A 25,363-nucleotide genomic window follows, 5' to 3' on the forward strand; every position below is an offset into this window, starting at 1 on the left:
TACACAAAGGAGAATTTGCCATGGCTACGACACAAAAAAAGCCTGCTACTAAAACTGCTGCGGCCAGCACAGCCACCACAACAAAACGCAAGACTACGGCGAAAAAGCCTGCGCCTGCTTCCCCTGTGCGTAGAGAACTGTGGGGCGCTGTATTATTGGTTTTGGCACTGTGTGTTCTGGTGACCTATATCGGCATTGAAGCGTTGTTCATCAATTATTTGGCACTGGGACTGAAGGCTATGTTTGGCTACGGTTATTGGCTGGTGGCACCAGCATTGGCTTTGGGTGGATTCTGTTTGATTTTCCATTATGGCGAGCCTGTGAAGCATCGCCTCACCGCTGTTTTAACCATGCCCATCACCATTGGCGTGCTGGCACATATTTTCCTGTGCAAGGAAGTTTTTAGCGGTTCTGTGGCCGTGGTGGGGGAACTGTGCACCACAGGTATGGCGCTAAGCTCTGGGGGCTTTGTCTCTGGGATTTTGGCGCTGGGTGTCAGCGCAACCTTGTCTTCTGTGGTGGCAACGGTGCTGTTTGTCATTGTCCTTGCAGGACAGGGTATGATGGTGGCACGGGTGACACCTATGGAACTGTGGAGCCGTTACAAAGAGCGTCCTCAATACGAACCAGTGGAGCGTCCTGCCCCCCGTCCCAAGGCGGCAAAACCTGCCAAGGCGGTAAAATCGGCAGAAGATGATGTCTTTGTCCAAACCTCCATTCCCTTAACCAAAACAAAACCCAATATCCATGTGCCTTTAGATGGGGAAACCCCAGCACCCCAACCCAAGGAGAAAAAGGCTGGTTTGACAGGCTTTTTCCGCTCTAAAGAGGACCATATCCAAACCCCAGATCAGGTGCTGTCCACCCCGAAAACTGCACCTGTTGCGCCTGCCACCCCTGCACCAGCGGCACCTGCACCAGCGGCGCCTGTTGCCCCTGCGCCTGTGGCACCTGTGACACCATTGGCGCCTCCCAGTGTGGCGGCGCCCACGGCGTTGGCTGATGAATTACCACCGTTGGAAAAAGAGCCTACGGTGAAAGAAAAGGCCAAATCTGCCCATGCTGAGGTGGAATCGGCCACGGCAGAAATTGCCGCTGAAATTGAAAAAACCATGCACGAAGAAGAAACTTCCTACAGTTTCCCACCCATTACCTTGCTTCACGAAGGCCATAGTGGCGACGTGACCCAAGCTGGGGCGGAACTGCGCAATAACGCCCGTCGCTTGGCAGAGACCCTGTCTAGCTTTAATGTGGAAGCCAAGCCTTCTGAAGTGGTGCATGGCCCTGCAGTCACACGGTATGAATTTGTGTTAGACAAAGGGGTCAAGTTGTCTAAGCTGACCAATTTGTCCGATGATATTGCTTTGGCGCTAGGCGCTTCTGGGGTGCGGATTGCCCCCATTCCTGAAAAAATTTCCGTGGTGGGCATCGAAGTGCCCAACCGCCATGTGACCCCTGTTGTGCTCCGTGAAGTGCTGGAATCTCGTGATTTTACAGAGCATAAATCCAATGTGGCCTTCTCTGTGGGCAAAGACATTGGCGGTCAAAGCATCATCGGTGACATCGCCCGTCTGCCCCACGTGTTGGTGGCAGGTACCACTGGTTCTGGTAAATCCGTGTGTACCAATGGGTTGATTATTTCTCTGCTCTATAAATCCACCCCTGAGGATGTCCGCTTTATCATGGTGGACCCTAAAATGGTGGAACTTGCCCCTTATAACGGCATTCCCCACCTGCTCATTCCCGTGGTTACCGACCCCAAAAAGGCGGCTGGTGCCTTGCAATGGGCTGTGTTTGAAATGATGAAACGGTACAAGCTGTTCTCTGAAAACAATGTCAAAGACTTGGTGGGCTACAATGCCTTAGCCAAAACCAGTGAAGAATTAAATCACCTGCCCTCTGTGGTGGTGGTCATCGACGAATTGGCTGACTTGATGTTGGTAGCGGCCAAAGAAGTGGAAGAATCCATCTGCCGCGTGGCACAAATGGGGCGTGCCGCTGGGATGCACTTGGTCATCGCCACCCAACGTCCTTCTGCGGACGTCATCACGGGTTTGATGAAGGCCAACATCCCCTCTCGTATCGCTTTCGCAGTGGCATCGTCTTTGGAATCCCGCATCATTTTGGACACCCAAGGTGCTGAAAAGCTGGTGGGTAAAGGCGATATGCTGTATGCACCCCTTGGTGCTGGCAAGCCCACCCGTGTGCAAGGTTGTTTCATTTCCCCTGAGGAAATTCAAGATGTGGTAGACTTTGTCAAGCAGTCTGGGGAAGCCCAGTATAGTGACGAAGTGCTGAAAAAGATTGAAGAATCTGTCAAAGAAAAGGAAAAAGGGGGGAAATCCAGTGGCGGTGGTGGCAATGCCTCTGCCAATTTGGATAGCGCCAACGATGGGGACGAGCTGTTCCCAGCGGCGGTGGAAGTTGTGATTGAGACAGGGCAAGCGTCTGTTTCTATGTTACAGCGTCGTTTGAAGTTGGGCTATTCCCGTGCCGCCCGTCTGGTGGATCAGATGGAAGAGCAAGGCATTGTGGGTCCGTTTGAAGGGTCAAAGCCCCGTCAATTGCTGATTTCCAAAGCCCAGTGGCAAGAGCGGCAATCTGGTGGCGTGACTGTGCCAGACGCCCCAGAAGGTGTGGCAGAAGTGGCACCCACTGCCGATGCTGACGAAGCCCCATTTTAACTGCCTAAATCATGTAATTTAATGTTGTAGGGACGGATTCCATATCCGCCCGATGGAGGTGCCTACTCTGTTTGCAGGCGGATATAGAATCCGACCTTACGATGTTACACTATACCTCAAAAATCGAAAGAAGGATACTCTCATGGAATTTAAGTTCTCTAGTAAAATCGAAAAATGCACACTGTCCCCCATGCGTAAATTTCACGATTACGAAGTGAAGGCGTTGGAAAAAGGACGCAATATATATCATTTGAACATTGGTCAACCTGATGTGGAAACCCCAAGGCTTTCTTTGATGGTGTGGCGAATTTCTCTGAAAATGTTCTCGAATATGCTTATAGTGCTGGTGTAAACGAATATTTGACCGCTGTGGTGGACTATTATGGTTCACTGGGCATCAAGCTGTCTAATAAGGAAGTGCTCTCTACTGTGGGCGGTAGTGAAGCGTTGCAAATTGTCATGAACTGTATCTTGGATGTGGGTGATGAAATCCTCATTCCCGAACCTTTCTATCCCAACTATAACACCTTTGTGTCCATTGCCAATGCCGACATTGTGCCTGTGCCCACCACCCCAGAAGAAGGGTATTTCTACGCCGAAAAATCCCGCTTTGAAGCCAAAATCACACCCAAGACCCGTGCCATTCTCATCTCTAACCCCGGCAATCCCACTGGCGTTGTCTTGACCCCAGAGCAAATGCGTGTCATGGCTGACATTGCCAAGGAACACGACCTGTGGCTCATCAGCGACGAAGTGTACCGTGAATTTGTCTACGGTGGGGAAGATTTGGCAACCATGTTGGTCTATGAAGACATTGCCGACCGTCTGATTATCATCGATTCCATCTCCAAGCGCTTTTCCGCTTGCGGTGCCCGTGTGGGTGCCATCATTAGCCGCAACCAAGCCTTTATGGCACAAGCACTGAAGCTGTGCCAAGGCCGTTTGAGCAACGCTACCTTGGAACAAGTGGGCGCTGCTGCTCTCTACGCTATGGATGGGGATTATTTTACCGCTGTCCGTGAAGAATATAAAAAGCGCCGTGACACGGTGATGGCTGGTCTGGGAAACATCCCCGGCGCCGTGTGCCAATGCCCTGGCGGTGCGTTCTATATCATGGCTTCCTTGCCGATTGATGACGCCAACAAGTTCCTCATTTGGCTCTTGGAAGAATTTGAAGACAATAACGAAACGGTGATGTTTGCCCCTGGTGCCAGCTTCTATGCTACCGAAGGTAAGGGCACCAATGAAATCCGCATTGCCTACATTTTGAACTGCCAAGACTTGGCGCGTTCTATGGAATTGTTGGGTCTTGCAGTTGCCCAATACAACCAACAACAAGGCGTGTGAGCGCCATGAAGATTGCGCTGATACAAATGCCTGTGGTGGCAGATAAAAAAGCCAATCTAGAGCAAGCGGTGTCTCGTATTCGGGATGCCGCTTGCCAACACATTGACATGGCTGTCTTGCCAGAAATGTTTTGTAGTCCCTATGAAAACAGCCAATTTTGGCACTTTTCAGAGCCTCGTGGTGGACAGGTGCAACAGGCAATGTCTGCCCTTGCTAAGGAATTGGGGATTTATATTGTGGCAGGGTCATTGCCTGAAGCGGAAGGGGAGAAGCTGTATAACACCAGCTTTGTCTATGACCGCACAGGGGCGGAAATTGCCTGTCATCGCAAAGCCCATCTCTTTGATATTGACGTGGTAGGCGGTCAACGATTCCAAGAATCAGAGACTTTGTCCGCTGGTGACAAAGCCACCGTGTTTGACACAGAATTTGGCAAATTGGGGTTGTGCATCTGCTTTGATTTGCGGTTCCAAGAGCTGGCAATGACCATGGGGCAAGCTGGGGCGCAAGCGATTATCTGCCCTGCCGCCTTTAACATGACCACAGGCCCTGCCCATTGGGAAGTGATGTTCCGTGGACGGGCGGTGGACAACCAGCTTTATACCATTGGTGTGGCGCCTGCACGGGATGAAACCGCTTCTTATGTGTCTTATGGCAATTCCATTGCGGTTGACCCGTGGGGGACGGTGATGTGTCGTGGCGGTGGAGAGGCAGAGACTTTGGTGGCCACCCTCGAATTTGAGAAATGTTCTCAAATTCGACAACAATTACCGATTTTGAAGGCACGTCAAACTAAATTGTACAAAATTTTAAATTAATTTCATTATTCTATTGACTTCCTTTCCAATAGGGAGTATACTAACTTTATCGCTGTATAAGGCGAAGTAAATATTTAAGAGGTTTTTTCCATGTATCAAGACAAGATTATCGTCTGCAAAGATTGCGGACAGGAGTTCACTTTCAGCGCCAACGAACAAGAGTTCTACGCAGAAAAGGGCTTCACCAACGAACCCCTGCGCTGCAAGTCCTGCCGTATGGCTCGTAAGGGCAATGCCGGTGGTCAACAACGCCAAATGTTCGAAGCTGTGTGCGCCGAATGTGGCACTACCTGCCAAGTTCCCTTCCAACCCCGCAACGATCGTCCTGTGTATTGCAGCGATTGTTTCTCCAACCGCTAAGCAATAACTGATATTGTTTATAAGAAAAAGACGCTACGTAAGTAGCGTCTTTTTTTATTTTTTTATGCTACCGCAAGGGTCACCTGTCCGTGGGGGCGTTTCCTCCACCCATCGTAGGGGCGCCCATTGGGCGTCCGTTTTCCGATTCACTTTGAATTGTTGGATTTTGCCCCTACGGGGCGGTCACCTGCCGGTGGGGTGTTCCCCCCACCCCATCGTAGGGGCGCCCATTGGGCGTCCGTTTTCCGATTTACTCTGAATGACTTCATTTGCCCCTACGGGGCGGTCTGCTGCCGCAGGGGTGTCCTACCGGACGGGTCACCTGCCGGTGGGGCATTCTTTTTTTGTCGAAAAAAAGAATCAAAAAACGATTTTTTCACGGCGACTGCGGTCGAGTGAAAAAAAGGGCTTTTACGGGGGTTCATCACTGGAATGCTTTGGTTTTTTGAACGGCACCGAGTGGCCTGATTTGTCTCTGCTTGTCCTTTCGGGCTTCGCCCTGTTGCAATGTTATGGAAAGATATTGCCATTTCTTTGGGGTGCCTAGGGTGTGAAGGGAGGTATAGTGCTGTAGCGTTGGGTAAGACGGGCGGCTAATAGCCGCCCCTACAAGGATGCCAGCACCACCCAACACCCAGTTGACTGCAGGTCAACGCCACCCCAGCGCCACCGCACCCATCGACGTCCACAACCTTAGGCACCTCAAATGCGTGGTACAACGTCCCCGTACGACAAACGTGCGGCAGCAATCAGCGTTGGTTCGCGCATCCCACACGATAAGCCGAACGGATGTGACAAACGCACCCAATAGCACCGCACCCACTCATTCGTACCATCCGTATAAAATGGGAGCACGTGAGACAGATGACCACGCGTGGTCATCTGCCACGTGCAAGATTTTTGGTTACTTTGCTTCTTTGCAAAGTAACGCCCGCGCGGCGAGCGCCCCCCCACGGCAGTGGGAAAAGTTTATCAAAAGAGAAGTCCCACAGGGTAAAGGATTGACCGCCCCTACAAGGGGCGGAAGTAAAGAAAGCCTGCGCGGCGAGCGCCTCTACGGCAGTGGAGAAAAAGAAAGCCCCCACGGCAGTGAAAAAACATGTACCATCATCACAATATCAACAACAGCCCGAGGGCAAACAACAGCTCCTCGTCGGCATCTTCCCGAAATAAAAACCACAACAGTCCTAGCAAAATAAGATCGCCTGTGTCAATGTCTTGAAGGTGAAACTTGTCTAAGGTGGAGCGGAGCAACTCATTGATGCCATCCCCTGTGGGTAGGTGCTTGTTCCGCGGAGGGGTGGGCGGTGGCGGTTGATTGGATTGCGGTGGCGATTGAGACGGTGGAGCAGAGGCGGTGGGTTCTTCAGGAATGCGCGTGTAGTGTCCGTGGTCGTTGGGTACATAGCGATTATACACCGTCATTCCCCCATTCTGAGAGCATCTGTTTACCGATGCAAATCATCCGTGCTAGTTGCACAGCCCTGTCCACTTTGGCTTGTCGTTCTTGCCGTAAATAAGGGCGCAGAGCATAGAGAAGTTGTTTGCTGTTGCTGTCGCCACTGCCCCCTAAGGCTTGCACCAGAGGTAATAATTTGGCGATGGTTTTGGTGTCCCCTAAAAGACTGCCCAAGCCCTCACCGCCAGTGTTTTGAGATGGCGGTGGGGCAGAGGGCGTGGGAGGTTGGGCGGAGGATGGAGAAGCGTTGCCACCAGAGAGAGACTGGGCCAAATTCATAATTTGCGCCATACTGTCTGGATTGGATAAGAGGCTGTTGAGTTGGTCGTCAAATTGTGCCATGGCAGTCTCCTTTCTGGTTTATTTTCGGACAGATTGATTGATGCGTTCCACTAGCTCTGCCCCAGCTGGGGATTGCATGAGCTGAGAAACCATGGCCATCATTTGCTCTGGCTTGCCCATGGCGGCGGCTGTGGCGGCTTTTTGCAAAGATGCGCCACCGTCTTTTTGGGTCAGTTGTTGCATCAGAGTTTGCCCATCGCCAGACTGCATAATCTGGCGGAGCATGGCTGGGTTTTGTTGGAGCTGGGAGATGAGTTGCTTGCTTTGTTGATCCATGGTGACCTCCAATTGTAATGAGTGTACCACAGTGTATGCAGCTGAGCGGAAAATCGTGCTTGTCCAGTTAAGAAAATAAGCTAGAGATGGAGCAGTGAAAATGGCGAGAGAGGTTGACCAGCGCACAAGCACCCAAGCGCTTGGGAAAATCGTTGCGTTCAATGCGTCTGAGTTGGTTGACCCCAATGCCCATGATGTGCGCCATTTCTTGCTGGGTCAGTTGATTGGAAATCCGTAGGTGTTTGACGTTGTGGCAAAATAGAGAAAATTCGTCGGTTCGTGTCATATGAATACCTCCAAAAGCAAATTGCAAAAATAGCATAAAACCAATATAGAACCCTATAAGGTTCCGGCGAAGAGAAACTTATAAGGTGCGTGCTAAAATGGTGGAAACTAGGGGGTGACTGTATGGAAGTACACGAACGATTGAAGGCTTTGAGAGAGGATAGAGATTTAACCCAAAAGGATATAGCACAATTGCTTGGTACCACACGGCAACAGATTTATAAATATGAAAGTGGTCAGCAGGTAATGAATATATTCAAATTAAAACAGTTGTGCATATTTTATGGAGTATCTGCGGATTATATCTTAGGGTTACCAAAAAATGGACATTGGCCACGATAAACCCCAAAAAAACGTAAAAAACGACCTTACCCGATTGGGTAAGGTCGTTTTGATATCACATGGCTTATTCCATGGAGATAATATAATAGTATACAGGTTGATTGCCAGCCAAGATGGCCAGTTCTGCATCGGGGCACAGCTCTTGGATGAGGGCGCCTGTGGCAGTGGCTTGTTCTTCGGTGACGTCTTCACCGTAGTATACGGAGATGAAGGAAGCATCTAAGGTGTTGGCCTCTTCTGCCAGTTGACGCACCAAGGTGTCCAAGTCGGCGTCAGAGCCAAAGAGCTTGTTTTCCTTCAATGCCAAGTAGTTGCCTTCTTTGATGTCAAAGCCGTCAAAGTCAGAATCACGAGCCGCATAGGTGATTTGGGCAGTGGTGACGGAAGACAGGCTTTCGTTCATCACGGCAGTGATGTCCTCGGCAGAGGGGGCTTCAAAGTCCACGTTCATCATGGCGGTGATGCCTTGAGGCACACTCTTAGAAGGGATGACCACAATGTTTTTGTCGCTGATGGCGTCGCATTGTTGGGCGGCCATGATGATGTTGGAGTTGTTGGGGAGAATGAACACCGTTTCAGCGCCCACACGGTCGATGCCAGCCAACAAGCTTTCGGTGGAGGGGTTCATGGTTTGACCACCAGAGACCACATGGTCACAGCCCAAGTCGGTGAACAGAGCGGCCAGCCCGTCCCCAGCGCATACAGCCATAAAGCCATAGGGTTTTTCAGGGGTGGCAGGTGCCAGTTCAGCAGGGGCGGCAGGGGCGGCAGGGGCGGTTTCGCTGGTGATTTGAGAGTGTTGCAGCTTCATGTTTTCCACCTTTAAGGTGACAAAGCTACCAAAGGTCATGGCCTTTTCCAGCACCATGCCGGGGTTGTTGGTGTGGATATGCACCTTGATGATTTCCTCGTCATCCACTAGCACTAAGCTGTCGCCCTTGTCCATGAGCCAGTCTTGTAAGGTGGCAGGGTCTTTGGTGTTTTCACGTTGGACGATGAATTCGGTGCAGTATTGGAAGGTGATGTCTTCGGTGGCAAATTGGTCGAAGGTGTTGGTGGATTCTTCTTCCTCGTCGTCGGTGACGGTGGTCATCTCAGGCATAGGCTCGCCATTTAAATGGGCCAGCATCCCTTCGATGATATACAAATAGCCTTGACCACCAGCATCGACCACCCCAGCCTTTTTCAAAACAGGGTTCATGTCGGTGGTTTCTGCCAGTGTGATGTGGCCTTGGGCAATGGCGGCCTCTAATACGCCTTGGATGTCTGCGCCTTCGGCGGCTGCGTCTACAGCGGCCTTGGAGGCCAGACGAGAGACGGTGAGCACAGTGCCTTCGGCAGGCTTCATCACCGCTTTATAAGCGGCGGAGACACCTTCTTGCATGGCGGTGGCAAAGGTGGCGGCATCTGCAGTTTCACAGCCTTTGAGTCCCTTGGCAAAGCCGCGGAAGAGCAAGGAGAGAATAACTCCAGAGTTGCCACGGGCGCCACGGAGCAGGGCAGAGGCGGTGCAGGCGGCGGCTTGGTCAATGGTGGTGGGGTCGATTTTGTTTAGCTCGGTGACGGCGGCGCCAATGGTCATAGACATATTGGTGCCAGTGTCCCCGTCAGGCACGGGGAATACGTTTAAGTCGTTGAGGGGTTGTTTTTTGGCGGTGATGGCGGCAGCGCCATGGAGCAACATTTGTTTATATTGCCCACCGGTGAGTTGATTGTTCATGTTTTCTTCGTCCTCCATTACAGGATCATGGAATCCACGCATACGTCGATTGCACGCACGGTGACACCTGTGTTTTTCGTAACCACGTAGCGCACCTCGCTTATGATGGAGCGACACACAGCTGGTAGGTTCACGCCATTTTCCACCACAATATGCAGTTCGATAGAAATGGTTTTGTCGTCGTTATAGGTGATGTTGACACCTTTGCTCATGGCTTCGCGGCGCAGAAGATGGACAAGTCCGTCGGTCATAGAACGGTATGCCATGCCTTTTACACCAAAGCAATTGGTGGCAGCTTGGCCTGTGATGTTGGAAAAAACACTGCTAGAAACCGATACGGCACCTTGTTCAGATGTATATTCAACCATAAAAATTCATCCTTTCAAATCATCTCAAAAGATGGACAATCCAATTCTGAGACATTATTTTGATACAGTATACATTATATACGCTTTTCCTCAAAAGTACAAGGGGAAATCCATGATTATATGCCATGAAAAGTAAAAATTTTTTTAAATTGCAAAAGAATGCGCGGATTGTCTTGAAAAAAAGGTGAAAATGACGTATGATAGAAAAAGTTATAATGGAGTGGTATGGGCACCGCAGGGTACCGATTTCGACCTATAGACGAAAGAGAAGGGTTCCACATGAAAAAAGAAACTGGATATATCGTGGTCTGCTATGTAATCTGGGGGATATTTCCCCTGTTTTGGAATTTACTGTTAGATGTGGATTCCTATTGCCTGTTAGGCTGGCGTGCCCTTTGGTCTGGGGTGGTGGCGGCAGTGCTCATTGGTTATAGTCATCTGTGGAAACAACTTTGGGAAACGCTGAAAAACCCAAGACTTACGGCACGAATTATGACGGCTGGCCTGCTGATTTATGTCAACTGGGGGGTGTATATTTGGTGCAACACCCATGGCCATCGCCTAGACTGTAGCTTGGCCTATTACATGACGCCCTTGATTTCCATCTTGTTGGGCTTGTTTTTCTTTCGGGAACGGTTGGACTTGCGCCAATGGTTGGCAGTGGGCATCACCTTGTGTGGTGTGGTATACACCGTGGCGGTGGCGGGGGAAATGCCATGGATTTCCTTTGTATTGGGTGGCTCATTTGCTTTGTATGGGGCAGTGAAAAAGCCATTAAAAGTACCCTTCCAAATTGTGTTGGCCATCGAATTGTTGGCTGTGGCACCCATCAGCGTGGGCATTTTGCTTTGGAGCAACTATTCTAAGGGCATTGCGCTGGATTTTGTGGCCATGGGTGGCCAAGCGTGGCTCATTCCCATCAGTGGGGTGGTCACCGTGGTGCCGCTGGTGTTTTTTGCCAAGGGCATTGCCAAAACCAGCATGACCTTGGTGGGGATTTTGATGTATATGAACCCTACGTTACAAATGCTGATGGCGTTGCTGCTGGGGGATGTACTCACTGGCGATGATATTGTGCTCTTTGTCTTTGTATGGCTGGGGGTATTGGTGTATATTGTGCCAGAAATCTGGCAATTGTCAAAACAAAAAGGAGAACGTGTATGCGAGTCATCAGTGGTATTGCCCGAGGGCGACGCTTAAAACAATTAGAGGGCATGGAAACCCGCCCCACAACCGACCGTGTGAAAGAGGCGATGTTTAGCATTTTACAGTTTGACATCGAAGGCCGCCGTGTGCTGGATTTATTTGCAGGAACGGGGCAATTGGGCATAGAAGCCTTGTCTCGTGGGGCGAAAAGTTGCGTGTTTGTAGAACGGCGCAAAGATGCCTTGGTGCTGATTCAAGACAATTTGAAGGCCACGGACTTGGCTGAACACGCCAGCGTGGTGGCTGGAGAATCCTTGGAATATGTGAAAAAACGCCGTCATCAATTCGATTTGGTGCTCCTCGACCCACCGTATCAGGGGGATTTGCTAGAAAATGCAATTTTATCCATAGAATTGTTTGACATTTTGGCACCACATGGTATAATTGTAGCAGAACATCCTGCAGGGGCCACCTTGCCTGCCTTGCAAGCGCCTTACGTGTTGCACCGCACCTATCGCTATGGACAAATTGGTTTGAGCGTGTATCACCGCAGTGGTGAAGAAGTCTAGAAAAGAGATGACGATGAAAATTGCCGTTTGTTCTGGGACCTTTGATCCCATTACGTTGGGTCACGTGGACATCATTGAACGTGCCGCCCAACGGTTTGATAAAATTTGGGTCTGTGTCAGTCCCAATGCCCAAAAAACCAACCAAATGTTCACCCCAGAGGAAAAGCTTTTTATGGTGCAGACAGCGGTGGCGCATCTGCCCAACGTAGAAGCAGAGCTCTATCCCGGTCTGCTGGCAGATTATGCAGTGGAGCGTGGGGCAGAGACGATCATCCGCGGCGTGCGCAACGCAACGGATTTTGACATGGAATGTCAGCTTGCCACCATCAACCGTGGCATTCACCCCCAGCTAGACACATGGCTGTTGCCAGCCAGCGCCCAATATGGTCACATTAGCTCGTCAATGGCGCGAGAAATGATTCGCTATGGGCAACCCTTACAACGATATTTGCCCCAAGCCGTGTTGGCTTTGGTGGAAGATAAATGGAATCAGCAGAAAGGATGAGAGACGATGGCAAATGAAATTAGCCGCTTGATTGATATGCTTTATGAACGTGTGGAGGAGGCCAAGGCCCCTGCGCTAAAGCCCAATTTAAGCATGGTAGACCGAAATGAAATCCTAGACTTGTTAGACGAATTGCGAGACGAAATCCCTGCTGAAATTAAGCGCGCCCAAGAGCTGTTGGCCGCCCGTGAACGCTTTGTAGAAGAAGCCAAGCGCGATGTGGACCGTATGCTCCGCCAAGCAGAGTTGGAGGCCAAAACCAAGGTGTCTGAAAGCGAAGTGCTTTACACCGCCCGTGAAAAGGCCAACCAAATTGTCTCTCGTGCAGAAGAGCGTTCTCGCCAACTGTACCAAGTGACCAACGACTACTCTGAAGACGCATTGGCTCGCACCGAAGAAGCCATTCGCATGGCTTTGGAAGAGGTGCAACAATCCCGTGTTCGCTTCCGCTCTGCCTCCAATGCAAAAATGCAAGAGCAAAAGGAAATGCTAGATGAAACCCCAGCTGCACCCACCATCACAAATGAGGACAGCGAGTTTTAAATAAGAATGAATTTGTATCCCAGTTGGCTTTTGTAAGCCAACTGGGATGTTTTTTTTGACATTTGTTGGAAATGTGAAAATTTTGTGAAAACTCACCAAGGGAAAAAGAAGGTTTTTTTCACCACTGTGTCGATTGTGGAAAATCTAGTGGCGAAAACAAGATTGCACCACAATATGTTGGGAAGGGGGTGGGGCTTGTTTGTGGCAAAGTGCACAAAGAGCATGGTTTATGTTGAAAAATCCTCCAACTCTCCTAAAAAATGGAGAATATTCCCTGCCAAATCATGAACAATTGATGAAAAAACCTCTTGCAATTTGGGGTGAAATCCCCTATACTCAAAGAGTAAGTGGGGAATAGGGGTGAACTGTGGGGAAAAGTAGAGCACTTTTCCTAAGCTTTCCCTGAAAACGATGCGTTTTCATCGTCTCCACATCATGTACAAGGAGGTGGGCAAGCCGTGATTGGTACCAGTTATCACAATATGGACGCAAAAGGTCGTTTGGCGATGCCTGCCAAGTTGCGTGAATCTCTGGGCGATTCTTTTTATATCACCATTGCCCGCAACCACTCCTTGGTGGTTTACTCCTGCGAAGATTGGCGTGAAAAGGAAGAAAAGTACAGCCAACTGTCCAGTGGTAAACGGGCCGCCATTTCGTCGCTGTTCACCAGCGCCGTGTATTGCGAGCCAGATAGCCAAGGGCGTATTTTACTCTCACCGGAATTACGAGCCCATGCCAACTTGATTAAAGAGGTGGCGGTGCTTGGGGCTGGTACACAGGTAGAACTGTGGGAAGCAGATGCTTGGCGTGCTGAAGTGGAACGTCAACTCTCTAGTGGTAGCGTGTTTGACGCAATGGAGGAATTGGGCTTTTAAATGACAATGGAATTTACCCACAAGCCCGTTTTATTAGACGAGTGCTTAGAAGGTTTGAACCTTCGAGAAGATGGTATCTATGTAGATGGTACCTTAGGTCGGGCAGGACACTCTATGGAAATCGTCAAGCGATTGACCACAGGGCGACTGATTTGTATCGACCAAGACATGGCAGCCATTGAGGCGGCCAAGGTGAGGTTGGCGCCATGGATGGAGCGCGTCACCTTTGTGCACAGTAACTTTTGCAACCTAGACGCCGTGCTGACCCAAGTTGGGGTCACAGCGGTAGATGGGATGCTGTTCGATTTGGGGGTTTCTTCTCCCCAGCTAGACGATGCTAGCCGTGGCTTTTCCTATATGCAGGATGCGCCACTGGATATGCGCATGGATTTATCCGCTTCTTTGACCGCCCATACTGTGGTGAATCAATGGAATGAGGATGAACTAAAAAAGATTTTCTATGACTTTGGCGAAGAGCGCTACGCGCCACGGATTGCCCGTGCCATTTGTGCGCGCCGAGAGGACAAGCCCATCGAAACCACATTGGAATTGGTGGACATCATCCGTTCAGCCATGCCAGCGGTGGCGCTGAGAGAAAAGCAACACCCTGCCAAGCGCACCTTCCAAGCCATTCGCATTGCCGTCAACCAAGAGTTGGATGTGCTGACCCCCATGTTAGAAGGGGCGTGCAAATGGCTGGCACCCGGTGGGCGTCTGGCAGTGATTACCTTCCATTCACTGGAAGATAGAATTGTTAAGCGTGCCATCCAAGCCCAAGCCAAGGGCTGTACCTGTCCACCTCAATTCCCTGTGTGTATATGTGGGAATTTGCCAGTGGTCAAGCCCATTACCCGTAAGCCCATTATCTCGGGGGCGGCGGAATTGGAGTATAATCCCCGTGCCAGAAGTGCCAAGCTTCGGGTGGCGGAAAAGTTGTAAGTGTGTACAATGGAGTAGGAGGAAGTCAACGTGTCTGCTGCAAGTAAAGAAATGCAATATCGCCGTCAAGGCGCCGTCATGGGAAATTTGGCCCATGATTTAACATGGGAAGACCCTGAGCATCAGCTGCGACACGCAGGGGCTCGGCCTTCTGTCACCATGGAACACACCGGCACCAAGGTGCGAGAAAAGGTGCAACCAAAGGTGCAAACCGTTGTAGAAGTATGTCAAGCCCACCCTGTGTCCGCTGTTAGCGTGCTAGGGTTTGTGGCAGTGGCTGTGTTGGCTGTGATGACCATTTTGTGTTATGTGCAGTTGACGGTGCTCTCTGCTGAGGTGGTGGAGCTTAGTTCCACATTGTCTACTTTGCAATCTGAAGGAGTCACCCTTCAATCTGAATATGCCAAGTTATTTGACACAGGCACGGTGAAGGCCGCCGCTATGGCTGGGGGGATGACCGAACCCAGCAATAGTCAAGTTTACTACATGGATTTGTCTGGCGGTGACGCCGCCACCATTCATGAAGTGGTGGAGCAACCCACCACGTGGGAACAAACTAGCCAATCCCTAGAACATCAAATGGCACGATTGGTAGAATATTTCCGTTAATATTGCATAGCGTGAAAGGAAGGCTTTGCAGCCTTCCTTTTGAGCGTATCCCCCCTTTTTTGTGGGGGCGACCCTTAGTCATTCACCCTTAGTCATTCATAGGAGGCACATCGTGGCATTATCACCAAAACGCAAAAGTGAAGAGGCTCGCAGAGCCAATCGGGTTATCAACCACCGCACCATGTGGCTCATGGGGATTTTGGGGGTGGCCACCTTTGTCGCCCTGTTTATCCAGCTCTATGATTTGCAAATCACCCAGCACGAAGACCTGCAAGAGCAAGCGGTGGCGCAGCAAACGGCTTCCACCACAGTCACCGCCGCCCGTGGTTCTATTTTCGACCGCAATGGCAATGTGCTGGCCGTCTCTGCCACGGCAGAAACCGTGTTTGTCTCCCCAGCCGAGATTGAAGAGTACAGTGAAACCCAAGATAAATACTACATTGCCCGTGGGCTGGCACGGATTTTAGAAGACGTCACTGAAGACACCATTTTGGAAAAAATGGAAAAAACATATTCCCAATATGAGGTGATTGCCCTCCGCGCCGATGCGTCTGTTTCCAACCAAGTGCGCCAGTTTATCAACGGTGAAATCGACGAATATGGCAACGAAGTGGCAGAGGGAAGCCAGTCTCGCATCCGTGGGGTATATCTGCTGGAAGATTCCAAGCGATACTATCCCTACAGCAGTCTTGCGTCCCATATTGTGGGCTTTGTGGGCACCGAAAACACAGGGCTTTATGGTTTAGAGTCTGCCTATGACAGTCTCTTGCAAGGTACCACTGGTTTGACAGTCACTGCTAAAAATGCCTCTGGCACCGACCTTTTGTACCAATATGAGCAATATTACCAAGCCCAAGACGGCTACAGCTTGGCCCTGACCATCGACGCCAATATCCAATATTACGTGGAAACTGGCATCGCCAGCATCATTGAACAATTTGATGCCGCCAATGGCGCCACAGGTTTGGTGATGGACGTGAACACAGGGGCGGTTTTGGCCATGGCGTCCTCCCCTGGGTATGACCTGAATAACTACAGCACCATCTATGATTCTGGCCTTGCAGAGGCCGTGGCCCAATACGAAGAAGGCAGCGATGAATATTGGGATGCCCTTGCATCGGCACAGCTTCAACAATGGCGCTCAAAAATCCTAAACGATACCTATGAGCCTGGATCTACCTTTAAACCCATCACCTTGGCAGCCGCCATTGAAGAAAATAAAGTCTCCCTCAACTCCACCTTTACCTGCAATGGCTATGTGATGGTGGATGGCTGGAGTAGCCCCATCTATTGCTCAAATAAATACGGCCACGGCACCCAAACCTTGATAGAAGCCACAGGGAACTCCTGCAACCCAGCTTTTATTTCCATGGGCTTGTCCCTTGGCACCTCCACTTATTATGACTACTTAGAAAGCTTTGGCTTCACTGAAAAAACAGGCATCGATATTATCGGCGAAACCACTGGCATTTTGCTAGACGAAAAAAGCTTTGGGCAAAATGTGGTGTCGCTGGCGTCGTATTCCTTCGGCCAAACCTTTACCGTCACACCCTTGCAATTGGTGTCGGCGCTATCTGCCACTGTCAATGGCGGCTATTTATATACCCCTTATCTGGTTGATCAAATTTTAGACAGCGACGGCAACGTCATTGAACAACACAACTCCACCCCTGTCCGTCAAGTGGTCAGCGAAGAAACCTCTGCCATTGTCCGCCAATGCCTTGAATATGTGGTGGCCTACGGTTCTGGTAAAAATGGTCAAGTGGCTGGCTACAGCATCGGTGGCAAAACAGGCACTGCCGATAAAACAGGCGACCCCGATGGCAACGTCATCGTCTCCTTTGTCTGCTTTGCCCCAGCCGATGACCCTCAAGTTTTGATGCTCATGACACTAGACTCTCCCAGCCGTGACACTGGCACCTACGTCTCTGGCGGTCAAATGGTGGCACCCACTGCTGGTAATGTCATGGGTGAAATCCTTGCCTATTTAGGCGTGGAACCTGATTACGATGCCCTCGAAGGTGCCGTAGCCGATGCCACCGTCCCCAATGTGGTGGGCTATTCTCAAGAAGAAGCCATCTCCCATCTAGAAGCCGCAGGTTTTGGCTATACTTTGGTGGGCGATCAACCCTTTGTCACTGACCAAACCCCTGTGGGTGGTGCCATTGTCCCCGGCGATGCCGCCATTGTCCTCTACATGGGTGAAGAAAAATCCACCGAGCTCTGCTCTGTGCCCAATGTGGTAGGCCTCACCGCCTCCCAAGCCAACACCAAAATTACCAACGCCGGTCTCATTCTCAAAGTCACCGGCACCACCGACACCACCTCCGGCAACGTCTACGCCATTAACCAATCCCTAGCATCGGACACCTTAGTGGCAGCAGGGACAGTAATAACCGTCCAATTCGGCGACACCTCTGTCATCGACTGATTCTTTTTGCCCTGACGTGCGTCACTGGGGGCTCGCTGTGCACAGAGCACAGCTTCGCCCCCGTTCCTTCGTCAGAACAAAAATAATGCAGTCGAGGGGTTGGAGCGATATCGTTGGCATCACTTGCCACCTGCGGTGGCTCGTGATGAGGCGCAGTTGGGCTGCGCCCTCCTGCTTGATTTCTTTCCCCAAAACTACAAAAAATTTCACATTTAACTGATATACTGGATGGGATAACCACCCGAAAGAATCGAGGAAATACGTATGAAATTAGCCGCTTTATTAGAAGGGATAGACTTGCTGTCTGTCCATGTGGATTTAGATGTGGACGTTGCCAACATCCAATACGATTCGCGCCAAGTGACTGTTGGCGATGTGTTCGTGGCCATGGCTGGCTACGAAACCGATGGTCACCGCTACATCCCCCAAGCCTTGGCACAAGGGGCTGTGGCTGTGGTGTGTGAAACGGTGCCCGAGGGAAATCAAGAGGGTGAAATCCCCTACATTCAAGTGGTAAACAGCCGCCGTGCTTTGGCAGAGCTGGGCTGTAACTACTATGGCCATCCATCTAAGGCCATGACCATGATCGGCATCACAGGCACCAACGGTAAAACCTCTACCACCTATCTGATGAAGGCGATTTTAGAGCAGTGCTTAGACGCCAAAGTGGGATTAATCGGCACCAATCAAAACCTCATTGGCGATACCGTTCTTGAAACCGAGCGCACCACCCCAGAATCTTTTGCCTTGCAAGGAATTTTGGCACAAATGCGTGATGGCGGTTGCACCCATGTGGTGATGGAAGTGTCCTCCCACGCCATGAGTTTAGACCGCGTCTGCGGCATTGACTATGCCGTCGGGGTTTACACCAATTTGACCCAAGACCATTTGGATTTCCACCATACCATGGAAGAATATTGCGATGCCAAGGCGCTTTTGTTCCAACAATGCGCCATGGGTGTCTACAACCAAGATGACCCTTGGAGTGTGCGCCTGATGACACAGGCCACCTGCCAGCGTTTCTCCTATGGCCAGAAAAAAGGCGCCAACCTCCGTGCTGATCACGTGGATTTGACTGCCAAGGGCATTGCCTTTGATGTGATTTGTCCTGCTGGGGAAGTGCGTGTGCAACTGGCCATCCCCGGTGAATTTATGGTCTACAATACCCTCGCTGCCATCGGTGCAGCTCGCGCGCTGGGCTTAGATTTAAAAGACATTGCCAAGGCGCTGAAAACCTTCCACGGCGTAAAAGGTCGTGTAGAAGTGGTGCCCACCCCAGACAAAGACTATACCATTCTCATTGACTATGCCCACAGCCCTGATGGTTTGATTAACGTCCTGTCCACCGTCCAAGGCTTTGCCAAAGGTCGCACCATTGCCGTCTTTGGCTGTGGCGGTGACCGTGACCGCACCAAACGTCCCAAAATGGGGGCAGCGGCGGTGGCACACTGTGACTTGGCGGTGATTACCTCCGACAATCCACGCACCGAAGAGCCCAGCACCATCATTGCTGACATTCTCCCCGGTGTAGAAGGCAGTACCACCCCTTATCAAGTGGTGGAAAATCGCATCGAGGCCATCCACTGGGCCATGGACGAAGCCAAAGCTGGGGATGTGATTGTCCTCTGTGGCAAAGGCCACGAAACCTACCAAGAAATCAACCACGTCAAGCACCATTTGGACGAACGTGAAATCGTGGCAGAGTATTTAAAACAATAATTGTGGGGGCGGGACGTCCAGAGGCCGTCCCCTACATCATTCCCCCCCATTGTAGGGGGCGGCGTCCTCGACGCCCCGTTTTCCTCCCATAAGGGTTGGGAACAGACAACAATAAGGAGAAACAACTATGACAACACAAGCGTTGGCGCGAACCATTGCCATTATGGTGGGGTTTATTGCCACATGGCTTTTGGGCAAATGGGTCATTCCCATGCTTCAACGGTTCAAGGCGGGGCAAAGCATTCGCCAAGATGGCCCCACGTGGCACAATAGCAAATCTGGCACCCCCACTATGGGCGGTATTATGTTTATTTTAGGGGGCGGCATTGCCTGTATTTGCGCCCACTTCGCCATGACCACCACAGGGGATTATACCCATTTTTACATTTTTATCTTCGCCCTTGTCTTTGGCATCATTGGCTTTATTGATGATTATTTCAAGGTGAAGAAAAAGCAAAATCTTGGCCTCCATGCCCGTGAAAAGTTTGTGTTACAACTGGCAGCAGCAGTGGGCTTCATTGCCCTGATGCGCTATGAAGGATTGGTCAGCAACACCTTGGTGGTGCCCTTTGTGGGCATAAGTTTTACCCTGCCATGGGTGGCGTATATGGTGTTTGCCGCCTTTGTCATCGTGGGCACGGTCAACGCTGTCAACATCACCGACGGTGTGGACGGTTTGGCCGCCACTGTGACCTATGTGGTGATGATGATGTTTGCTTTGATTGGCACCTATCTGAGCATCGGTGGGGTGGAAGTGTTTGGGGCTGCCTTTTTTGCAGCGCTGATGGGCTTTTTGTTCTACAACCGTTATCCTGCCAAAGTCTTTATGGGTGACACAGGGAGCCTGTTTTTAGGGGGTGCTGTGGCGGCCTTGGCCTTTGCCATTGACCGTCCTTTACTGCTCATTCCCATGGGCATTATCTACATTGTGGAAACTCTGTCTGTGATTTTGCAGGTGGGTTATTTTAAGGCCACCCACGGCAAGCGTCTCTTTAAAATGGCACCCATCCACCATCATTTTGAGATGTGCGGTTGGAAAGAAACCAAAGTGGTCACCGTGTTTTTCTTCATCACACTTTTAGGTTGCATTTTGGCGGTCTATGATGTGATTATGAGCGTATATTAAATAGAGCCTGCAACAATGCGACCTGAAAGGAGGGCCTCCTATGGCTGTGTCAGAGTTTCAAAAGCGTCAAGATGAACGTAACAAAGCCCGAGAGGCCGCCCGACAAGAGCGCCAAGAAGAAAAAGAAAAGCTACAGCGTATCCGTGAGCGGCAAGAGCAAATGCGAGAGCTGGCACATGGCCCTGTGGACACCCCCTTCTTTGTGCTGGTATGCTTGCTCAGTGCCATCGGGCTGATTATGCTATTTTCCGCCAGCTTTCCATCCTCTTATTACGAATCGGGCAATCCCTTTTCCTATGTGATTCGCCAAGCCGCTTTTATGGCGCTAGGGTTTGCTGGGATGCTATTTCTAGGGAAAATGAACTATCTGCGCTACCGCGCGGTCAGTCGCCTTGCTATGTTGGCGGCAGTGGTGCTGTTGATTCTGGTGATCGTGCCCGGTGTGGGCATCACCGCCAACAATGCCACCCGTTGGTTGGGTGTGCCGGGTACAGAATTGCAATTCCAACCCTCCGAACTTGCCAAGTTGGCAGTGGTGTTGTATTTTGCCGACAGCATTTCTAAAAAAAGAGAACAAATGCGCACCTTGCGCCATGGGATTTTGCCTTATGTGTTTTGGCTGGGCATCATCGCTGGGCTGATGTGGATGCAACCCCACCTGTCTGGTATGGTGCTGATTGTAGCCACAGGGGGCATCATGATGCTGGTGGGTGGTATCCATTGGCTGTGGCTGGCGGTAGGCGCTGGGGGCGTGGTGGCGGCGGGCTATGTGATTTTTGAAGTCATCGGGTATAACGTTTCCCGTTTGGAAATGTGGAAAAATCCATGGCTAGATTACTATGGCGACGGCTACCAACTGGTGCAAAGTTATCTAGCCATTGGCTCTGGCGGTTTGCTGGGGGTTGGCTTGGGGAAGTCTCGACAAAAGTATTTGTACTTACCAGAAGAGCACAATGACTTTATCTTCGCCATTGTCTGCGAAGAATTGGGGCTCATTGGCGCCACCATCATTATGATTCTCTTTGCGGCGCTGATTCTCCGTGGCTATTGGATAGCCCTCCATGCCCGTGACCGCTTTGGCAGTTTGCTGGTGGTGGGGGTGGTGACCCTCATTGGGTTGCAGATTTTCTTGAACATCGCCGTGGTATCAGGGCTTGTACCTACCACTGGTATTTCCTTGCCCTTCTTCAGTTATGGCGGCTCAGCGCTGACCATCCAGTTGGCGTCTATGGGCTTTGTATTGTCCGTATCGAGGCAGATGAAGCCCACCAAATCAGGGTAAGAATTTAAAGTAAGAGGTAATAAGTAATAGTGAAAAAGTGAGGTGTGGCTTTGCCGCGATTTAAAACTCGTCACCAAGGGCGACACATTACTTTTTAACTATTCACTTTTACGTATTACTTCAATTGGAGGTACGACAATTGATTGATCGCATCATCTTCACCTGTGGAGGCACGGCAGGTCATGTGAACCCTGCCATTGCCGTGGCACAGGAATTACAGCGGCGCAATCCGCAGGTGGAACTCCTCTTTGTGGGTGCTCACCGCGGATTGGAGCGAGAGTTAATCGCCAAGGCAGGCTATGCCTTTGAGGCGGTGAATATCTCCAGCTTCCACCGTTCGTTGAAGCCCAGAGAAATTCGTCACAACTTGATTTCTCTTGGCAATTTAATCCGTGCGCCACGGGAAGCCAAGGCCATTTTAAAGCGCTTTCAGCCTCAAATGGTCATCGGCACAGGGGGCTATGCTTGTTACCCCATGGTAAAAGCGGCCTTTCAAGCTGGTTTGCCCACCTTGATTCATGAGTCTAATCTCGTGCCCGGATTGACCACCAAAATGCTAGTGCCCTATGCCAGCCGTGTGCTGGTGGGGTTTGAAGCCTGTCGCAGTGGCTATCCAGACAGTGCCCAAGTGGTGGTGACAGGAACCCCTGTCCGTGGCGACTTTTTTGCCATGACCAAAGCGCAGGCAAAACAGGCCTTAGGTCTGGATGAAAATCGCCGCTTGATTGTCTCCTTCTGGGGGTCACTGGGCGCACGGGGCATGAATGAGCAAATGGCGCAGATGCTGGCGCTGGAAGCCGCACATCAACCATTTGACCATATCCATGCCACAGGGCAAAGCAGTTATGATGGCTTTTTGTCTCAAGTGGAGGCACTGGGTGTGGATTTAGAAGCCGCTCCAGCCTTGCAGGTGAAACCCTATATTCACAACATGGCCACAGTGATGGCGGCGGCAGATTTGGTGATTTGCCGTGCAGGTGCGTCCACGTTAAGCGAACTGACCGCCCTTGGCATTCCTGCTATTTTGGTGCCATCGCCCTATGTGACCAACAACCATCAAGAGAAGAATGCCCGTGCGCTAGAAGCTGGCAGTGTGGTGCTGACAGAGGCAGAATCAACCCCCAAGGGCTGTTTCAAGCCGCCTGCAAAATATTACATGATGACCAAACCCATGCCAACATGGCGCAGGCCATGGCAGCCATGGGGACCAGAAACGCAACAGAGCTGATTGTAGAAACAGCCATGGAATTGATAAAATAACATCTCTCGGGAATGCGGGCGACCACAGGTCGCCCCTACACCCACCATTCGTAGGGGTGACCTGTGGTCGCCTGCCTTAGTCCTTCACCATTCACCCTTAGTCCTTCACCCATGGTCTTTCACCCTTCACCTTTCACCTGCATATGATACCATATCAAAGACTGGGAGGATATGGTATGAGTCGATTGCTGGTGCAAGGTGGCAAAGCGTTAGACGGGGAAGTGGACATTCACGGGGCGAAAAATAGCACCTTGCCGATTTTGGCCGCCACCATTTTAACAGGTGGGGAAACGGTGCTTCAAAATTGCCCAAAATTGCGAGATGTGGAGGTTTCCATCCGTATTTTGCAGTATTTGGGCTGTAGCGCTGGGTGGGATGGAGATGCCTTGGTGGTGAACACCAAAGACATGAACCGCCACCATATTTCCGATGGCTTAATGCGAGAGATGCGTTCGTCGTCTATTTTCTTAGGTGCCATTTTGGCGCGCTGTGGCAAAGCCAATTTGAGCTATCCCGGTGGTTGTGAGTTGGGGCCACGCCCCATTGATATGCACCTTGCAGGCCTGCGCCAGCTAGGGGCTACCATCACGGAAACAGGGGGGCGCTTAGACTGCGAAACAGCAGGCTTAACGGGGCGGACACTGGTGCTTCGGTTGCCCTCGGTTGGGGCAACGGAAAATTTGATGATTGCCGCCTGTGGTGCCACTGGCACCACCACCATCTTAAATGCCGCCCGTGAGCCAGAGATTGTAGACTTGCAAAATTATCTGCTTTGTTGTGGCGCACGGATGACAGGGGCTGGCACCTCCACCATCATCATTGAGGGCAAAGCCCCGTTGCATGATTGTACATACGCTTGCATGAGCGACCGCATTGTTGCCGCCACCTATTTGTGCGCTGTAGCCAGCGCAGGTGGGCGCATTTATTTAAAAGGTGCCAAAGAAGAGCACCTATCCACCGTGATTGCATTGTTACGAGAAGCTGGCTGTCAAATCACCAGCCAAAGCCAAGGCATTGTGTGTCGTGCTCAAGGGCGATTGCAAAGCGTGCAAGGTGTGAAAACCGCGCCCTATCCCGGATTTCCCACTGATGCCCAAGCGGTGGTGATGGCGGCACTATTAAAAAGCTGTGGTGCCACCATGCTGGAAGAAAACTTGTTTGAAAACCGCTTTCGTCATGTGGATGAATTAAAACGCATGGGCGCTGACATTCAAGTCAGCGGTCGTGTGGCGGTGGTGACAGGGGTGGAGATGCTCCACGGTGCCAGTGTAGAAGCCACCGACTTGCGTGGCGGTGCGGCATTGTGTGTGGCAGGGCTAGGCGCGCAAGGCGACACATGGGTCAGTGGGCTTGACCACATTGACCGTGGGTATGAGAGTATCGAGCGTGATTTGTGCGCCTTAGGCGGTGAAGTGACACGGATATAAACCTACCCTGACCCACGTAGAGGCGGATTCTATATCCGCCCGCTCCCTTAAAAATACACCAAAGAGAAAGGAGGACACACTATGGCTAGAAAGAGAAAACGTGGAAGCCGCAGGCCGCACCATGGATATTTTGGCACGGTGCTCAAAGTGTTGTCCTCCGTTGTGGCCTTGGGGGCGGTGGCAGTGGCGGCGGTGGTGTTTTTCCGCGTGGAATACATTGAAGTCACAGGCAACGACCGCTATAGCCAAGAGGAAATTGCCAGTGCCAGCGCCATTGCATTGGATGACAATTTGTTTTTGTTGGACAAGCCCACCATTGAGCGTAATGTGCTAGAGCAAATGCCTTACATAGAAGCGGTCAATGTGGAACGGGCACTGCCGTCCACCGTTGTCATCCATGTGGAGGAAATCACCACCACGGTGATGCTGGCACAAACCGATGCCACGTGGCGCATTAGCCTTGGGGGCAAGTTGGTGGAGCGGATTGACAATGCCATGCCAGAAATGCCTTACGTGGCAGGGGTGCAATTGCTTGCGCCCACTGTGGGCACCTTGATGACCTTGGGGGAAGATGCCCAAGACATTGCGTTGCGTGATAGCTTGCTCACTTTGTTGGGCGCGCTGGAGAGTTTGGGTATGCTAGACCAGTTAGAGTATATTGACATGAGCGATGAGAGCTATTTGGTCATTGAATATGGGGGGCGATTCACAGTGAGGTTCGCCTATGAAGACGACTATGTGTACAAGCTTCGTTCATTGCAAGTGGTGGTTGAACAGCTGGAGACCAATGAGATGGGTACCATCGATTTGACCATGGATGGCAAGGCACATTTCATTCCCAGCGCGTAATTTGTGAGAAAATTCTGTCGAAATAAGGACTTTTTTCGAAACAAGGTTTTTTTCAGGAAAAAAACTTTGGAAAATCGTGAAT

At 51.0% G+C, this 25,363-nt stretch carries 26 protein-coding genes; 20 read left to right on the forward strand and 6 right to left on the reverse strand.

The genetic code is table 11. The features are described 5' to 3' along the window. Window positions 1-20 precede the first annotated feature (20 nt). From RFF05_RS15280 to RFF05_RS15300, 5 genes are all read left to right on the forward strand, one after another. Entirely contained in the window at window positions 21-2,684 is a 2,664-nt protein-coding gene (locus RFF05_RS15280; protein ID WP_409967890.1) for a DNA translocase FtsK, read from the forward strand. 142 nt (window positions 2,685-2,826) lie between these two features. Beyond that, complete coding sequence (locus tag RFF05_RS15285) at window positions 2,827-3,036, forward strand: hypothetical protein (protein WP_409967891.1); 210 nt, start codon at window positions 2,827-2,829, stop codon at window positions 3,034-3,036. Then, window positions 2,985-4,031, forward strand: a complete 1,047-nt coding sequence (locus RFF05_RS15290) for a pyridoxal phosphate-dependent aminotransferase (protein ID WP_409967892.1) — start codon at window positions 2,985-2,987, stop codon at window positions 4,029-4,031. The genes RFF05_RS15285 and RFF05_RS15290 overlap by 52 nt, the downstream gene beginning before the upstream one ends. 5 nt (window positions 4,032-4,036) lie before the next feature. Beyond that, complete coding sequence (locus RFF05_RS15295; RefSeq protein WP_409970126.1) at window positions 4,037-4,849, forward strand: carbon-nitrogen hydrolase family protein; 813 nt, start codon at window positions 4,037-4,039, stop codon at window positions 4,847-4,849. 90 nt (window positions 4,850-4,939) lie between these two features. After that, window positions 4,940-5,209, forward strand: a complete 270-nt coding sequence (locus RFF05_RS15300; RefSeq protein WP_409967893.1) for a zinc-ribbon domain containing protein — start codon at window positions 4,940-4,942, stop codon at window positions 5,207-5,209. Between the two features lie 1,110 nt (window positions 5,210-6,319). On the opposite strand, the gene RFF05_RS15305 is transcribed toward RFF05_RS15300, so the two are convergent. The 4 genes from RFF05_RS15305 to RFF05_RS15320 form a co-directional block, all read right to left on the reverse strand. After that, window positions 6,320-6,634 (reverse strand): hypothetical protein, encoded by a 315-nt coding sequence (locus RFF05_RS15305; protein ID WP_409967894.1) that lies wholly within the window; start codon window positions 6,632-6,634, stop codon window positions 6,320-6,322. Further along, a complete protein-coding gene (locus RFF05_RS15310; protein WP_409967895.1) occupies window positions 6,621-7,010 on the reverse strand; it encodes a hypothetical protein in 390 nt (129 codons plus the stop codon). Before RFF05_RS15310 ends, RFF05_RS15305 begins: the two co-directional genes overlap by 14 nt. An 18-nt stretch (window positions 7,011-7,028) precedes the next feature. Then, window positions 7,029-7,286 (reverse strand): hypothetical protein, encoded by a 258-nt coding sequence (locus RFF05_RS15315; RefSeq protein ID WP_409967896.1) that lies wholly within the window; start codon window positions 7,284-7,286, stop codon window positions 7,029-7,031. A 67-nt stretch (window positions 7,287-7,353) separates the two neighbouring features. Further along, on the reverse strand, window positions 7,354-7,572 hold the full coding sequence (locus RFF05_RS15320) for a helix-turn-helix domain-containing protein (protein ID WP_409967897.1): 219 nt from the start codon (window positions 7,570-7,572) through the stop codon (window positions 7,354-7,356). A gap of 122 nt (window positions 7,573-7,694) precedes the next feature. On the opposite strand from RFF05_RS15320, the gene RFF05_RS15325 reads away from it, so the two are divergent. Next, the gene (locus RFF05_RS15325) at window positions 7,695-7,913 is read left to right on the forward strand and encodes a helix-turn-helix domain-containing protein (protein WP_409967898.1); all 219 of its coding nucleotides are present in this window, start codon (window positions 7,695-7,697) and stop codon (window positions 7,911-7,913) included. A 64-nt stretch (window positions 7,914-7,977) separates the two neighbouring features. On the opposite strand, the gene RFF05_RS15330 is transcribed toward RFF05_RS15325, so the two are convergent. Continuing rightward, window positions 7,978-9,633, reverse strand: coding sequence for a DAK2 domain-containing protein (locus RFF05_RS15330; protein WP_409967899.1), 1,656 nt, complete (start codon window positions 9,631-9,633; stop codon window positions 7,978-7,980). Window positions 9,634-9,650: 17 nt separating this feature from the next. Then, window positions 9,651-10,001, reverse strand: coding sequence for an Asp23/Gls24 family envelope stress response protein (locus tag RFF05_RS15335; RefSeq protein ID WP_409967900.1), 351 nt, complete (start codon window positions 9,999-10,001; stop codon window positions 9,651-9,653). A 279-nt stretch (window positions 10,002-10,280) separates the two neighbouring features. On the opposite strand from RFF05_RS15335, the gene rarD reads away from it, so the two are divergent. The 14 genes from rarD (at window position 10,281) to RFF05_RS15405 (ending at window position 25,281) form a co-directional block, all read left to right on the forward strand. Continuing rightward, complete coding sequence (gene rarD, locus RFF05_RS15340; RefSeq protein WP_409967901.1) at window positions 10,281-11,201, forward strand: EamA family transporter RarD; 921 nt, start codon at window positions 10,281-10,283, stop codon at window positions 11,199-11,201. Then, window positions 11,162-11,716: a 16S rRNA (guanine(966)-N(2))-methyltransferase RsmD gene (gene rsmD / locus RFF05_RS15345; RefSeq protein WP_409967902.1), complete on the forward strand. Its 555-nt coding sequence runs from the start codon at window positions 11,162-11,164 to the stop codon at window positions 11,714-11,716. The genes rarD and rsmD overlap by 40 nt, the downstream gene beginning before the upstream one ends. Before the next feature lie 7 nt (window positions 11,717-11,723). Continuing rightward, window positions 11,724-12,221 carry a pantetheine-phosphate adenylyltransferase gene (coaD, locus tag RFF05_RS15350; RefSeq protein ID WP_409967903.1) on the forward strand — a complete coding sequence of 166 codons (498 nt, stop codon included), beginning with the start codon at window positions 11,724-11,726 and terminating at the stop codon, window positions 12,219-12,221. A 6-nt stretch (window positions 12,222-12,227) separates the two neighbouring features. Then, the gene (locus RFF05_RS15355; RefSeq protein ID WP_409967904.1) at window positions 12,228-12,764 is read left to right on the forward strand and encodes a hypothetical protein; all 537 of its coding nucleotides are present in this window, start codon (window positions 12,228-12,230) and stop codon (window positions 12,762-12,764) included. 458 nt (window positions 12,765-13,222) lie between these two features. Continuing rightward, window positions 13,223-13,639 (forward strand): division/cell wall cluster transcriptional repressor MraZ, encoded by a 417-nt coding sequence (mraZ, locus tag RFF05_RS15360; protein ID WP_409967905.1) that lies wholly within the window; start codon window positions 13,223-13,225, stop codon window positions 13,637-13,639. Between the two features lie 6 nt (window positions 13,640-13,645). Beyond that, complete coding sequence (rsmH, locus tag RFF05_RS15365; RefSeq protein WP_409970127.1) at window positions 13,646-14,578, forward strand: 16S rRNA (cytosine(1402)-N(4))-methyltransferase RsmH; 933 nt, start codon at window positions 13,646-13,648, stop codon at window positions 14,576-14,578. Between the two features lie 30 nt (window positions 14,579-14,608). After that, window positions 14,609-15,187, forward strand: a complete 579-nt coding sequence (locus RFF05_RS15370; RefSeq protein ID WP_409967906.1) for a hypothetical protein — start codon at window positions 14,609-14,611, stop codon at window positions 15,185-15,187. Window positions 15,188-15,299: 112 nt separating this feature from the next. Further along, window positions 15,300-17,618, forward strand: a complete 2,319-nt coding sequence (locus tag RFF05_RS15375; protein ID WP_409967907.1) for a penicillin-binding transpeptidase domain-containing protein — start codon at window positions 15,300-15,302, stop codon at window positions 17,616-17,618. Between the two features lie 264 nt (window positions 17,619-17,882). Then, window positions 17,883-19,337 carry a UDP-N-acetylmuramoyl-L-alanyl-D-glutamate--2,6-diaminopimelate ligase gene (locus tag RFF05_RS15380; RefSeq protein WP_409967908.1) on the forward strand — a complete coding sequence of 485 codons (1,455 nt, stop codon included), beginning with the start codon at window positions 17,883-17,885 and terminating at the stop codon, window positions 19,335-19,337. A gap of 127 nt (window positions 19,338-19,464) precedes the next feature. Then, window positions 19,465-20,463 (forward strand): phospho-N-acetylmuramoyl-pentapeptide-transferase, encoded by a 999-nt coding sequence (gene mraY / locus RFF05_RS15385; protein ID WP_409967909.1) that lies wholly within the window; start codon window positions 19,465-19,467, stop codon window positions 20,461-20,463. A 40-nt stretch (window positions 20,464-20,503) separates the two neighbouring features. Further along, window positions 20,504-21,745 carry a putative lipid II flippase FtsW gene (gene ftsW / locus RFF05_RS15390; protein WP_409967910.1) on the forward strand — a complete coding sequence of 414 codons (1,242 nt, stop codon included), beginning with the start codon at window positions 20,504-20,506 and terminating at the stop codon, window positions 21,743-21,745. A 139-nt stretch (window positions 21,746-21,884) separates the two neighbouring features. Then, window positions 21,885-22,973 (forward strand): UDP-N-acetylglucosamine--N-acetylmuramyl-(pentapeptide) pyrophosphoryl-undecaprenol N-acetylglucosamine transferase, encoded by a 1,089-nt coding sequence (locus RFF05_RS15395; RefSeq protein ID WP_409967911.1) that lies wholly within the window; start codon window positions 21,885-21,887, stop codon window positions 22,971-22,973. A gap of 208 nt (window positions 22,974-23,181) precedes the next feature. Further along, a complete protein-coding gene (gene murA / locus RFF05_RS15400) occupies window positions 23,182-24,432 on the forward strand; it encodes a UDP-N-acetylglucosamine 1-carboxyvinyltransferase (protein ID WP_409967912.1) in 1,251 nt (416 codons plus the stop codon). Between the two features lie 81 nt (window positions 24,433-24,513). Then, window positions 24,514-25,281: a cell division protein FtsQ/DivIB gene (locus tag RFF05_RS15405; RefSeq protein WP_409967913.1), complete on the forward strand. Its 768-nt coding sequence runs from the start codon at window positions 24,514-24,516 to the stop codon at window positions 25,279-25,281. Window positions 25,282-25,363: the final 82 nt, after the last annotated feature.

It is taken from the genome of Bengtsoniella intestinalis (assembly GCF_039719005.1).
Lineage (GTDB): Bacteria > Bacillota > Clostridia > Oscillospirales > Oscillospiraceae > Oscillibacter > Oscillibacter intestinalis.

Coding starts and splice junctions, on each gene's coding strand:
- RFF05_RS15280 (WP_409967890.1), top strand. CDS start 21: ATGGCTACGACACAAAAAAAGCCTGCTACTAAAACTGCTGCGGCCAGC.
- RFF05_RS15285 (WP_409967891.1), top strand. CDS start 2,827: ATGGAATTTAAGTTCTCTAGTAAAATCGAAAAATGCACACTGTCCCCC.
- RFF05_RS15295 (WP_409970126.1), top strand. CDS start 4,037: ATGAAGATTGCGCTGATACAAATGCCTGTGGTGGCAGATAAAAAAGCC.
- RFF05_RS15300 (WP_409967893.1), top strand. CDS start 4,940: ATGTATCAAGACAAGATTATCGTCTGCAAAGATTGCGGACAGGAGTTC.
- RFF05_RS15305 (WP_409967894.1), bottom strand. CDS start 6,634: ATGACGGTGTATAATCGCTATGTACCCAACGACCACGGACACTACACG.
- RFF05_RS15310 (WP_409967895.1), bottom strand. CDS start 7,010: ATGGCACAATTTGACGACCAACTCAACAGCCTCTTATCCAATCCAGAC.
- RFF05_RS15315 (WP_409967896.1), bottom strand. CDS start 7,286: ATGGATCAACAAAGCAAGCAACTCATCTCCCAGCTCCAACAAAACCCA.
- RFF05_RS15320 (WP_409967897.1), bottom strand. CDS start 7,572: ATGACACGAACCGACGAATTTTCTCTATTTTGCCACAACGTCAAACAC.
- RFF05_RS15325 (WP_409967898.1), top strand. CDS start 7,695: ATGGAAGTACACGAACGATTGAAGGCTTTGAGAGAGGATAGAGATTTA.
- RFF05_RS15330 (WP_409967899.1), bottom strand. CDS start 9,633: ATGAACAATCAACTCACCGGTGGGCAATATAAACAAATGTTGCTCCAT.
- RFF05_RS15335 (WP_409967900.1), bottom strand. CDS start 10,001: ATGGTTGAATATACATCTGAACAAGGTGCCGTATCGGTTTCTAGCAGT.
- rarD (WP_409967901.1), top strand. CDS start 10,281: ATGAAAAAAGAAACTGGATATATCGTGGTCTGCTATGTAATCTGGGGG.
- rsmD (WP_409967902.1), top strand. CDS start 11,162: ATGCGAGTCATCAGTGGTATTGCCCGAGGGCGACGCTTAAAACAATTA.
- coaD (WP_409967903.1), top strand. CDS start 11,724: ATGACGATGAAAATTGCCGTTTGTTCTGGGACCTTTGATCCCATTACG.
- RFF05_RS15355 (WP_409967904.1), top strand. CDS start 12,228: ATGGCAAATGAAATTAGCCGCTTGATTGATATGCTTTATGAACGTGTG.
- rsmH (WP_409970127.1), top strand. CDS start 13,646: ATGGAATTTACCCACAAGCCCGTTTTATTAGACGAGTGCTTAGAAGGT.
- RFF05_RS15380 (WP_409967908.1), top strand. CDS start 17,883: ATGAAATTAGCCGCTTTATTAGAAGGGATAGACTTGCTGTCTGTCCAT.
- mraY (WP_409967909.1), top strand. CDS start 19,465: ATGACAACACAAGCGTTGGCGCGAACCATTGCCATTATGGTGGGGTTT.
- ftsW (WP_409967910.1), top strand. CDS start 20,504: ATGGCTGTGTCAGAGTTTCAAAAGCGTCAAGATGAACGTAACAAAGCC.
- murA (WP_409967912.1), top strand. CDS start 23,182: ATGAGTCGATTGCTGGTGCAAGGTGGCAAAGCGTTAGACGGGGAAGTG.
- RFF05_RS15405 (WP_409967913.1), top strand. CDS start 24,514: ATGGCTAGAAAGAGAAAACGTGGAAGCCGCAGGCCGCACCATGGATAT.